The organism is uncultured Methanobrevibacter sp. (genome assembly GCF_947169325.1).
Lineage (GTDB): Archaea > Methanobacteriota > Methanobacteria > Methanobacteriales > Methanobacteriaceae > Methanocatella.
The window spans coordinates 1-11,888 of sequence record NZ_CAMVPN010000077.1; the positions used below are offsets into that span (position 1 = coordinate 1).

An 11,888-nucleotide genomic window follows, 5' to 3' on the forward strand; every position below is an offset into this window, starting at 1 on the left:
ATACTAATAAAAAGAAAAATAAGAATTTTTAGAAAAAATTAAGTTGACGACATTGGCAAATGATGAGTAGTTTCCTGGATCACCGTATATTTGCGATGAGTCCTCGACTTGCAGTTCATCATCCAGATTGTTATTCATGTTCGCCGCCAGATTGTCCGACGTGACATTGTCGGCCGCACTGACGGCTCCAACTGTTAAAATCACTAATAATAACGATATTAGCATGATGTGTTTAAAATTCATAATTCCAACTCTAAACTTAATATGGTACTATTTTTGTATGAAAAGAGTATTTATAAGTTAATATAAAGCATTCGCTTTAGGTATGGAATCTAATTTTGACATTAACGGTAAAAAAAAGAAAGTAAATAGAGAGTGAAAATCTCTATTTTTGAATTTTGACAGTCTTTTTGACTGTATTTTTCAGGTATGTTGCCTGGTAGGTCACCTTCCCTCCGACCTTGAGCTTTTTCAGGACAGATTGTTTGATGGTTACCTTTGCAACTCCCTTGGAGTTGGTTTTGGCCTTGTATGTCTTGCCGTTGAACTTGAAGGTCACAGCCTTGTTTTTAATCGCATTTTTGTTTTTGAGCGTTGCCTGTAGGGTCAGCTTCTTGGCAGACCTTTTGACTGAGACGGACTTCAGGCTCAACACCTGCTTTACTGTGACCTTTTTTGTCACTTTCGCATTCCTGTAGGTTGCAGTTATCTTGTAAGTGCCCGGAACCTTATTTATTTTGACTTTAACGATTCCGTTCTTATCGGTTTTAGGGTATAGGTAGTCGCTTCCCAGTCTGACGATGACGGTTTCGCCTGCCCCTGCGATTTTTCCTTCGCTTCCCCAAACGGTTAGGGTGAATGTCCGTGAATCTCCGTAGTACATTGTAATGTCGGATGCCCCGACAAGTCTTGAAGGAATCGGATCAACTGCGATTGAATAGGACTTTGTCCCATTATAGTCTCCGGCATATGTGATGTAGATTTCATTGTGGCCATACTGGTCTTCACCGATGTCAACCAGTTTCAGATTGGACAGGGAAAAGTTTCCTTTACCGTCCACCAACGGAAGATTGAATGACTTTCCATCCATTCTCACTTCGACAGTCAGTTTCGCATCGGGATCCACTTCAATGAAGAATGTTTCGTTGCTTGAATACTTCATGCTTTTCGGATAGGTTGCCCTTGGTGTAACATCAATGTTTGCGGTGATGTTTTTGACATCATAATCGCTTCCAGTGTAAGCTGCATTTAAGGTGTGCTTTCCAAGCTTCACGTCACTCAATGGGATTGCGGCACCGGTTTTTGCGACAGGTGAAGTTTTGTAGAGTTCACCGTCGATGAATACGCTCAGATTCCCTTTAGCGTCATCTGGAAGATTCAGATAGATGACTGTGTTGTTGAATGAATAGTCATAGCCGTCAATGAATCTTGTTCCGATAGAGGCCACTGTCCTCAGCTTTTCAGTGACTGTGGTTTTTGAATATTTGCTGTCTCCGGGATATGTGACGTTGAGGATATGCTCTCCTGGTTTGAGGAGGCTTGTGTTGATGATGTAATAAGTGTCCTCATCATGTATCACGTCAAAGGCCACTCCGTCAATGTTTGCAATAGGCACGGCCTTCGCATCGCCTGGAAGGGTTATTTCCACCACATTGAATTCGCTTCCATAGGCATTTCCATAGTTTCCGTTTATTGAGAATGCATAGGGTTTGGTGATGTAGATGGAAATCTCATAGACGACATTGACGCTTGCCTTTTTGGTGATTTTCTTGTTGTTTGCATCTCCGCTGTATATCGCCTCGACTGAATGTATTCCTGGGGTTAGTGTGCCCAGGCTTACTGATGCGAAGCTGATGTCGTATTCACGGGCATTGATTTTTATCTTTTTGAACTGCTTTCCGTCCACATTGACGGTGAGATATCCTGTTGCGCCTTCCTGGAGCTCCAGATGAACGCCCTCATTGGTCTTAATTGTCTCGTCGATTTTGATGAATCCGTCAGTGACTTCAAATTCATGGGTGAGAGTCAGGGGATTGTACTTTTCGGTTCCCTCAATGTTAACAAGAATGAGGTGCTTTCCGATGTCATATCCTCTCAGATTAACGGCATCGTCAAAATAATTGTCGTTTCTTTTGGTTATGAATTTCTCATCGATATAAACGGACATGTATCCGTTATAGTCGCTTGGAAGGTTATTCAATTCGATTGTCCGAGATCCGTCATTTGGATCATGCTTTATGATATAGTCATGAGCTTTAATTTCAACATTCAAGTCCTGCTTTTGAGTTGCATTGTCCGTTAGGACTTCCTGCACTTCATCAGCACTGATTTCTTCAGTTGCGTTTTCAGCCGCCTGAACGGCGCTTAGGCTGAGCAGTGCAATGAGTGCAAGTGTGATTAAAATAATCCTTTTCATTGTTGTTCCTCTTAAAGTCTGTTGGTAATATATTTTTAACTGCGAAATATATATAATTTGATATTTTTAGATGGTTGTTTTTAAATAACATTTTCGCACAATATATTAGTATGTATGACAAGGGGGACTATTTGGGAATATTCTTGTTTGGAGTTGGGATACTCATGCTTTTATGGATGTTCGTATCGCCAATTTCAAACGTTTTCATTCACGTTGACGAATACTGGACTTACACTTTGATGAACCTTCCGTTCATGGATGCGATGAACGTAATAATCCATGACGTTCACCCGCCGCTTTACTATTGGATTCTGTATATCTTCTCACCTTTCGGCCTTGAAAACCTTTACGTCCTGAAGGTGGCATCCATTATTCCATATATTCTGGTTATGGGTATTGCATTGACCAAAATCCGCAGGGACTACGGTTGGCTTACAGCAGGACTCTTTATTTTCTGCATTGGAATCATGAGCGACTTTTTCGTTGAGTATTTGACAATCCGGATGTATTCATGGGGACTTGTATTTGTTTTATTGGCATTTCTATACTACAACGAGGTCACAACAAACTGGGACAAACGGTCATGGGTCTTGTTGACTGTGTTTACTTTGCTTAGTGCCTACACCCAGTACTTCTTTGCAATCACCTGCGCTTTGATGTATCTCTTGATATTGGTTGAAATCTTACGCAACCACAAAGACAAATTAAGGCAATTCGGCAAATCGGTTCTTGCAATAATCATCCTGTATGCTCCGTGGGCTGTTGTGTTCGTCTATCAGCTAAAAACACAGGTCGGAGGATACCATGAGGGCTTGAATCCTGTCAACCTCATACATTTCATGACATATTTCGCAATCAAGGCAGATAACTTCCGCCCCGATACCGTGGCTTTCAAGCTGATTGCCGCTGTGTTTTTAATATTGCTTCTTGTTCTGATTTACAAAAAAAGGGAGAAGCTTCCGGCCGTTGGAGTGTTCCTGCTGTATGCGACAATTGCAATCGGAGTCATGGGGCTCATGTTCTCCTTCTGCAATACCATGAGGGTAAGGTATCTCATACCTGTAATCGGAGTCTTCTGGCTTTCAGCCTCAATAGTGATTGGTAGAATTGAAAACAACAAGATTCTGGCGGTGATGCTTATACTGATTATGGCATTGGCCGGAGCAAGCCTGATAATAACCGAAAAGGACATCGACTCAAGACTCACATACAATGATAAAAAAGCTGATTTCCTATCAACAATTGACAATAACGACACCGTTGTGGTGTTCAACACCGATTACGGATACAGGGTGCTTCACGACGACATTCAAAATGCCCAGAAGTATTCGATAGGTGACACCTACTTCTACAGCAACGACACCAAAATCTGCAATAATCTAACCAAGATCATGCATGATAATCCGGGCAAGAAAATCTATCTTGTCAACTGGGCAAACAAGGACATCAACAAGGAGTATGAAAACAACTACACCATGGTTGAAAAGTATGATGCCGGCCACTTCACCATCAGTCTTGTCAAACACTGAGCGTAATTTTACGCTCACTTTTTTTTATTTGAAAACTATCAACTTCGAAAAGACGTAGTTTAGGATAATGACGATGATTTGAACCACAATCTTTGAAAACAAATCTCCAAGTGTCAAAACGTCAATGAACAAGTACATCAATGCTGTGTCAACAGCACCTGAAAATATCCTTCCGCCAAAAAACAGTCCGCACTCCTTTAGGATGTTCGGGCTTCTTGACTCAAACACCCATTTCCTGTTGGTGATGTATGCAAACAATACTGAGAAAAACCATGCCACGACGTTTGAGACGAGATAGTTAATGCCTAAGACAGTTGCAAAAAGGTAATAGACAATGACATTGACGAAAAACGTGAATGCTCCGAAAACAACATATAAAAAAAGTTCCCTATCCAGCTTCATATTCCTCACTTTCAATGTTTGTCTCCTTTACAATGAAAATCGGCCTGTTTTTGGTTTCCTTATAAGTCTTTCCCAGGTATGTACCTAAAGCTCCGATGGATAATAACTGTATTCCACCTAAAAAGAGAACGGCACACATTATTGTTGCAAAACCCTGAACAGGGTCTGAGTAAAGCAGGTATTTCACTATTATGATTATCATGTAGATGAAAGCTATTGCCGAGAAGACTGTGCCGAGAAGTATTGATATTGAAAGCGGCGCAGTGGTGAATGCTACAATTCCCTCTACTGAGTAATGAAGAAGTCCCCAGAACGACCAGGTGGTCTCACCAGCAGCCCTTTCCACGTTCTCATATTCAATCCATCTGGTTTCAAATCCGACCCACTCGAAAAGCCCCTTTGAAAAACGGTTGTACTCGTTTAGTTCAAGAATAGAATCGGCGACCTGCCTTGTCATTGTCCGATAGTCGGTTGCGCCGTCTATGAGATTCATTTTGGAAATCCTGTTGAAGAACTTGTAGAACCCGTGTGAGAAAAATGACTTGAGTTTAGGCTCTCCCTTTCTTGAAACCCTTCTGGCCGCAACGATGTCGCAGTCTTCATTTTGGAGTGTATTGAGCATTTGCGGAAGTAGTGACGGTGGGTGCTGCAGGTCAGCATCCATAAGGGTGATGTAGTCTCCCTTTGCAAATTTAAGTCCGGCAAATATTGCGGCCTCCTTTCCGAAGTTTCTGGAAAATGAGATGAACTTGACATTATTGTTTTCATTGCTTAAATCTTTAATTTTATTTAACGTATTGTCTGTGGATCCGTCATTTATGTATATGATTTCATAATCGCAGTCTGTCAAAGTCTTTTGGATTTCCTCAAGGAAAATCCCGACAGATTCCTCTTCGTTAAAACACGGAATAACAATACTTAAAAAAACCATGATATGATATTTATTGAAAATCTTATAAATAATTTTGATTTTTCACATTAACGATTCGCTTTTTGGATGGGAGTGTATATGTGTAAATTGAATTGGGATTGACATTAACATGTGGTGATGTTAATGTGAAATGTGATTCTCTAAATTGATATCTTGTTGAGATGTATTGTGTTTGGTTGACATTAACGGCAACGATTTTGAGGCTTGGTTTCGATTGATAATTTTATTATGGATTAAGAAGATAAATAACATTGAAATTATGATACTTTTGAGTTTTGACATTGAAGAGTTTGATGTGCCTCGTGAGCACGGAGTTGAATACTCGCTTGAGGAAGGCATGAAAGTGTCTGTTGAAGGCACAAACCGGATTTTGGATGTTTTGGCAAAAAATGATGTTCGCTCAACTTTCTTTACAACCGGCAATTTTGCTTTGAACGCTCCGGAGGTCATGGAACGCATCATTTCTGAAGGCCATGAGGTTGCATGCCACGGTGTTGACCATTTCAATCCGAAGGAAAGCGACTTTCGAAGGTCTAAAGAGATTGTTGAGCGTGTCTGCGGCGTTAAAGTGACAGGTTATCGCCAGCCTAGAATGTTTCCAGTGGTTGAATCAGAGATTAAGAAAGCTGGCTATAAGTATAATTCATCTTTAAATCCCGCATTCATTCCTGGCCGTTACATGAATCTGAAAACTCCAAGAACTTGGTTTGTAAAAGACGGCGTGATGCAGATACCCTCATCGGTGACTCCTTTTTTGAGGTTTCCGTTGTTTTGGCTGTCCCTGCATAACCTGCCTGAAGGATTGTATCATATGCTGGTTCGCCGAGTTCTTAAAAATGATGGCTATTTTGTAACCTATTTTCATCCGTGGGAGTTCTATGAATTAAAAGAGCATCCTGAGTTCAAGATTCCATTCATCATTAAACGAAATAGTGGAATGGATATGGTCGAAAGGCTGGATAGTTTAATTGTGATGTTGAAAAGTCGTGGATATAAGTTCATAACATATGATGAATTTGTGGATATTAAAAATAAATAAAAAAAGGTTAAGGAGAGTTAGACTCCTTATTTTTTCTCCATTTCGATTTCCCTTAGGATTTCATCTATTAAATCTGAATCTCCTTCAGATGAGTAATCAACAGTTTCCTGAGTTTCTTCTGTTTGTGTTTCTCCCAGCATTTCATTGATGTCATCCAAGGTTAATTCCTCAAGTTCCTCTTCGATATATGTGTATTCCTCTTCATAGGATTCTTGCTGAAGTTCATCAGGATTTTCTTGATATGTTTCAGGTTGAGGTTCATCTTGCACCTCTTGATAGGTTTCCAGTTGTGCTGGTTTGGCTGATCTGATTTCTTCAGTTTTATTCATTGCTGTGGAAACGATGTCTTGTGGTTTTAATCCTAATTTGACATACATGCTTATGAAGATTATTGCAATCAGATAAAATGCCAGTAAAATTGAATATGAATTATTTTTACCTGTTATCAGTACAATAACGATGTTTACTATAATCGGCACATAAACATAAAATATTTCTCTTTCTTGGGTTATTAGGTACATGAATCCAAGTAAAATGATTGAATAAATAAGATTCATTATCGGACTGTTGAATAGTCCATCCAGAATAATGTTGTCTCTAAACGTATTTACAAAGGAATTGACCATATCATATTTGTCATTTCCAAGATTTACAGATGAAGCATTTTCATATTCAGCAACAGTCTTTCCATTAACGCTTGATAGGAATTCACTATGGGCTGTTTGAAGGTCAATGCCTTCTTCAAATGCATCATTCATCTTAAAGTTTTTATTGTCAAAATCCGCATCATAAACGAAGTTCAGTGATGTGATTAACACTATGCAGATAATGGTTATTCCTGCAAGTTTGATTACTGTGTTTTGGGAAGTGCCTTTTAAAAAGAGGTATCCTGCAATTAGAAACAATAGGATTATGGCAATCAAGACTCCAAATGTATTCAGACCGCTTATGGCAGCTATTGTCAGCGCTATAAGAATTGTCAGTCTGGTATCGATTTGCCAGTCATTATCGATTAATACCTTGATTAAAAAGCATAAAAACATCAGTGCATAGCTGAAGAGGATATTGCTTGATAGTGTAATTGAATAAACTGCGTTTATCGGAATTAAACATATAATTAAAGTTATTATAAACTGGAAAACAAACTCATCACTGCTTTTTGCGGAATCGTCACGATGATACTTGCAGATAACTGTCCACATTATACAGAACACTAGAATCTGCAAAACTCCAATTGACATTGGGGATGACCAGATTTTCAGGCACAATATCTCAATGAAAGTATGCAATATAGGATATGCATTTGTAAAATCGCCTGTAGCAATCTGATGGAGCTGGCTGAATGAAGCCGCAGTCAAAATACCTGGATTATATACATAAAGATATAATGAGAATATTAAAATCGGTACGAGAAATATGATAAAATCTCGGTAGTTTATCATGTTTGATTTGGATGAGTTTAAATTCATAAGTAGTAATATGTTTTTTAAAGTATATAACTGATTTTATGGGCGGTTTGATTTTTTATCCTTTTTCGGGATTTTTAAAAAATAAATTAAATAAGGATGTTTAATCCTTATTTTTGAACTTTAACAGTTTTTTTAACGGTCTGCTTGACATATGTTGCTTGGTAGGCTAATGTTTTTCCTACTTTGAGTTTGCTTAAGACAGATTTTGGAACTGTAACTTTTGCTATTCCATTCTTATCTGTTTTTACTTTGTAGGATTTGCCGTTGAATTTGAAGGTTATTTGTTTTCCTTTAAGCTTTTTAGCTAGTTTAGCTTGTAAAACTAACTTTTTAGCAGATTTTTTAACTTTAACAGTAGTTAATGTTAAAATCTTTTTGACAGTGATTTTATTTTTAACGGTTGCTCCCTTGTATGTTGCAGTTATTGTGTATGTTCCCGGAAGCTCTTTGATTTGAAGTTTGCCAATTCCCTTTTCCTCTGTCATGACTTTATATGTCTTTGATCCGATCTTAAAAGTCACCAGTCTGTCACTGAGATATCTTCCAGTTTCATCTTTTAGTTTAATCTGATATGCAGAACCGTCATAGTAATACATTGAAATGTCTTTATTATTGGAGAAAACTGGTGTTAATTCGTTCACGGTTATATAAAAATGCATTCCTGAAAGATATGTGGTTTCATTTCTATATTCGACATCAAAAAGATGCCTGTGAATTTTTAAATTTTTTAAAGTATAATTTCCGCTGCCGTTTACCATGGTGGTGGTGAAGTATCTTTCATAATCTCCTCCTTCACTGTCCTGTTCGAAAGTGGTAAGAGTTATGACTCCATTAGCATTCTTATCTCCTACAAAATAGATTGGGGTATCCTTTCCATAGGTCATTTCATCCGGATATATGACCTTTGGCATTACTGTAAATGAATCAGCAATGCTTTTCACATTTGTTGCTCCTTTGTATTCCACATAAATTCTGTATTCTCCAACATCCAAACTAGGAAGTGTAATTGTTGCAGTTCCGTTTATCAGTGGACTTGTTGCATATAAATCAGTGGTTGTATTTATAGTCCTTTTTGAAATGTATAAAGAAAAGTTGCCGCTTTCATTTGTAGGGATATTTATGCTGAAAGTAGAGTTTTCACCATAAATCTGTGTTGATGTTGATTTAATTGATGCGTAAAGATTAATTTCTCCTTCTATTGTTTTTTTAGGATATTTGCTGTCTCCTTGGTATGTGACTGTATAATTGTGCTTTCCAAAACTTAAGTCGCTCACATCAACATTGAATTCTTCCCATTCGCTATCAAATTCGGCAGGATAGTTTTTGCCATCAATTATCACATCGATTTTTTTATTTTTTATATCGATTGGGGCGTGAATTTTGAAAATTTTAGGTCCATAAAAGTAAAGCTCCGAATCAGTATAGATTAAGTAACTTTTTGTGACAATTTCAGTCTTTTCGGCCTTTTTATACTTTCCGTCGCCCGAATAGATGACTGTGATTTTATATGTTCCGATATCCAAATCGTTTAGCTGCATTGAAAATCCTGATGCCCTATCTGAGATTTTAGATAAATCAACTTTTTTGTAAACGGTATCATTCACATAAATTGTGAGGTTTCCTTTGACGTCACTGGCGGTCTTCGAACCGACATAAATCACGTTTTCAGGACAACTGATGCTGATTAATGTTTCAACAACAGTAAAATTGGTGGTAACGTTCAATTCTTTGTATATGTCATTTTCAGGGAAATTTACACGTATTGCATGTTGGCCCAAATCATATTCAAAGCCATAAAGTCCATATGTTCGATATTGGTAGTTTTCTTCAATCAAAGCATCGTCAACATAGATATTTATCCCATCACGATAATCTTTAGGGCAATTGATTTTTAGCTCGTAACTGTTGACGTGCAATGTCATTGATTTAACAATTTCATTTGGAAATGATACTGTTGCATTCATGTCCTTCTTGACTATTGTATTTTCATTTTCTGAAAGGATTTTAGAATCATCCTCATGAATTGCGATATTTTCATTAAAATCAGTGTTTAATTCAATATCCTGATTGTCTGGGAATGTCAAATCATCAGTAATGTTGTCTGATGCACTTGTAAATCCCATTGAAAGCATTATGAGCATTATGCTAATTATAAATATTTTTTTCATTTTAATCATCAATTGATCTATTATTTAAAAAATGTTTAAATAAGGATGTTTGATCCTTATTTTTTAATTTTAATTTGGCTTTTGGCGGAAATCTTGTAGTTGGCATTTCCGGATGAGATAACCACTTTGTGAGTTCCGACTTTAAGTTTTTTTGTGTTGAATTTTGCTATTCCTTTTGAGTTTGTTTTTACTTTATATGTTTTCTTGTCGATTTTGAGCTTTATGTATGTGTTTTTGACTGCCTTTTTGGTGGTTTTGTGTGTTACTTTTACCTGGAAATATTTGGATTTTTTGAATTTGTTGGTTACTTTTGGAGCTTTGACTATTGTTTGTGCTTTCAGGACTGTAATCTTAAAGGTTGCATCTTTGGCATATTTCTTTTCAGATTTTAGAACAATCTTGTGAGTTCCGACTTTCCAGCTTGAAACTGGGAAAATAAAGTACTCTGAGTTATAATCATAAAAGTCGTAGAGGTATTGCTTTTTACCGTCTATGTAAATTGCGACATCATAAATTGAGTCAATTTTAAGTGATTTCCCATCGGCGTAATATGTTTTGGTAAGCTTATTCACGTTTTTTGCATTTAGATAAACCGGATTCAGGTCATCATCCAATAAGGTGTCTTTTGAAAGGATGGTTGCATCCCTGTTGTTTTCGAATATGCATTCTTTTAGTTCATAGTCCTCAAGCACTAAAATGCCTGTATTTCTTGCTGTGTTGTTTATAAAAGTGGAGTTCAGGAGTTTAGCGTGATTGCTGGTAATCAATGCGCCGTTTTTGCTGCCTATGAAATTGGAATTGCTGACTGTTATGTTTTCACTTTCGATTGAAGTATCAGTGAAACTGGAATTGCTGATATTGCTTGATTGTCTGCAGTATATGCTGCTTGATTTGAAAATGCAGCTTGAAATGTCGGTGTTGTTGTATGCCTTAACGGAATATCGTGAGTTTTTTGTGAAATTGGATCTTTCAAGATACAGATTGGCGTAACAGCTTATTGCACCTCCGTCTCCAGAATCTCCCATATAAACGTCCACATCCATATCATGATAGCTGCCGAGGTATTTTGCGCTATTGTCTGTAAATGTGGAATTTATGACTGTGATGTCATTATCTGAATAGATTGCACCTCCTTCTCCTTCTCCCGTTTCTCTCCAATTTAGGTAATTAAAATAACCATTCACATTATTATTGATAAAATTACAGTTTATAATGGTTAATTTTCCATTGGAAGCAATTGCACCTCCGCTGATAGGGGAAAATCCATTGGTGATATTGAGATTTTTTAAAATGACATTGCTTGTGTTTATGTTGAAAATTCGTGATTTGTGGTTTGCGTTTAGGACTGTGTTTCCCAATCCATCTATTGTAATGTCCTTATCAATACTGATTTCATGCCCTGTTCCTTCATATGTTCCGCTTAAAATAACTGTTGAGTTGATTTCCGCATTCTCTATGGTGTTCTGCACATTTTCAAATGTGTTGGCGACATCCTGCGTCTGCAAGTCATTTTCAAGTCCCATGCTTTGCATTTCATTTGATGTAACATTATCATTTGCACTAACTGCTGTAAGTGATAAAGAAACAATCAAAAATAAGCTAATTATTAATATTTTTTTCATTCAAATCCCTTCATTAAATATTTTTAAAAAATAAGGAAGTAAATCCTTATCTTTTAATAACAATTGTGCTTTTCGCACTCATTATGTAGTTTGTGTTTCCGGATGTGATTGTGACTTTGTGTTTTCCGATTTTCAGTTTTTTGGTGTTGAATTTTGCTATTCCTTTGGAGTTGGTTTTGATTTTGTATGTTTTCTTGTCTATTTTGATTTTTACATATGTGTTTTTGACTGCTTTTTTGGTTGCTTTGTTTTTGACGGTTACTTGGAAATATTTTGATTTTTTGTAGTAAAGTATCTCACAGCATTCATTCC

General features: G+C 37.2%; 10 protein-coding genes. 2 read left to right on the forward strand and 8 right to left on the reverse strand.

What is annotated here, in order from left to right; all coding sequences use genetic code 11:
• Window positions 1–3: 3 nt before the first annotated feature.
• On the reverse strand, window positions 4–204 hold the full coding sequence (locus tag Q0W26_RS09605; RefSeq protein ID WP_298524493.1) for a hypothetical protein: 201 nt from the start codon (window positions 202–204) through the stop codon (window positions 4–6).
• A gap of 181 nt (window positions 205–385) precedes the next feature.
• Window positions 386–2,416, reverse strand: coding sequence for a hypothetical protein (locus tag Q0W26_RS09610; protein WP_298524496.1), 2,031 nt, complete (start codon window positions 2,414–2,416; stop codon window positions 386–388).
• Window positions 2,417–2,526: 110 nt separating this feature from the next.
• Here Q0W26_RS09610 and Q0W26_RS09615 point away from each other — a divergent pair, with 110 nt between their 5' ends.
• Window positions 2,527–3,945, forward strand: coding sequence for a hypothetical protein (locus Q0W26_RS09615; protein ID WP_298524499.1), 1,419 nt, complete (start codon window positions 2,527–2,529; stop codon window positions 3,943–3,945).
• Window positions 3,946–3,969: 24 nt separating this feature from the next.
• Here the strand turns inward: Q0W26_RS09615 and Q0W26_RS09620 are convergent, their stop codons facing one another.
• Both Q0W26_RS09620 and Q0W26_RS09625 read right to left on the reverse strand, forming a co-directional pair.
• Window positions 3,970–4,356, reverse strand: coding sequence for a GtrA family protein (locus Q0W26_RS09620; RefSeq protein ID WP_298524520.1), 387 nt, complete (start codon window positions 4,354–4,356; stop codon window positions 3,970–3,972).
• Window positions 4,334–5,278, reverse strand: coding sequence for a glycosyltransferase family 2 protein (locus tag Q0W26_RS09625; protein ID WP_298524502.1), 945 nt, complete (start codon window positions 5,276–5,278; stop codon window positions 4,334–4,336). The genes Q0W26_RS09620 and Q0W26_RS09625 overlap by 23 nt, the downstream gene beginning before the upstream one ends.
• Before the next feature lie 259 nt (window positions 5,279–5,537).
• Between Q0W26_RS09625 and Q0W26_RS09630 the strand changes: the two genes are divergently transcribed.
• Window positions 5,538–6,317, forward strand: coding sequence for a polysaccharide deacetylase family protein (locus Q0W26_RS09630; RefSeq protein WP_298524505.1), 780 nt, complete (start codon window positions 5,538–5,540; stop codon window positions 6,315–6,317).
• Between the two features lie 26 nt (window positions 6,318–6,343).
• On the opposite strand, the gene Q0W26_RS09635 is transcribed toward Q0W26_RS09630, so the two are convergent.
• From Q0W26_RS09635 to Q0W26_RS09650, 4 genes are all read right to left on the reverse strand, one after another.
• Window positions 6,344–7,786: a hypothetical protein gene (locus Q0W26_RS09635; RefSeq protein WP_298524509.1), complete on the reverse strand. Its 1,443-nt coding sequence runs from the start codon at window positions 7,784–7,786 to the stop codon at window positions 6,344–6,346.
• Window positions 7,787–7,893: 107 nt separating this feature from the next.
• Window positions 7,894–9,954 (reverse strand): Ig-like domain-containing protein, encoded by a 2,061-nt coding sequence (locus tag Q0W26_RS09640; protein WP_298524512.1) that lies wholly within the window; start codon window positions 9,952–9,954, stop codon window positions 7,894–7,896.
• 56 nt (window positions 9,955–10,010) lie between these two features.
• On the reverse strand, window positions 10,011–11,576 hold the full coding sequence (locus tag Q0W26_RS09645; RefSeq protein ID WP_298524515.1) for a hypothetical protein: 1,566 nt from the start codon (window positions 11,574–11,576) through the stop codon (window positions 10,011–10,013).
• 46 nt (window positions 11,577–11,622) lie between these two features.
• Window positions 11,623–11,888 (reverse strand): hypothetical protein (locus Q0W26_RS09650; RefSeq protein ID WP_298524518.1); only part of this gene is annotated, 266 nt, incomplete at its 5' end.

Excerpts from the sequence above, each read along its gene's own strand:
- Q0W26_RS09640 (WP_298524512.1), bottom strand. The coding sequence starts at position 9,954 with ATGAAAAAAATATTTATAATTAGCATAATGCTCATAATGCTTTCAATG.
- Q0W26_RS09635 (WP_298524509.1), bottom strand. The coding sequence starts at position 7,786 with ATGAATTTAAACTCATCCAAATCAAACATGATAAACTACCGAGATTTT.
- Q0W26_RS09645 (WP_298524515.1), bottom strand. The coding sequence starts at position 11,576 with ATGAAAAAAATATTAATAATTAGCTTATTTTTGATTGTTTCTTTATCA.
- Q0W26_RS09610 (WP_298524496.1), bottom strand. The coding sequence starts at position 2,416 with ATGAAAAGGATTATTTTAATCACACTTGCACTCATTGCACTGCTCAGC.
- Q0W26_RS09630 (WP_298524505.1), top strand. The coding sequence starts at position 5,538 with ATGATACTTTTGAGTTTTGACATTGAAGAGTTTGATGTGCCTCGTGAG.
- Q0W26_RS09625 (WP_298524502.1), bottom strand. The coding sequence starts at position 5,278 with ATGGTTTTTTTAAGTATTGTTATTCCGTGTTTTAACGAAGAGGAATCT.
- Q0W26_RS09615 (WP_298524499.1), top strand. The coding sequence starts at position 2,527 with ATGTATGACAAGGGGGACTATTTGGGAATATTCTTGTTTGGAGTTGGG.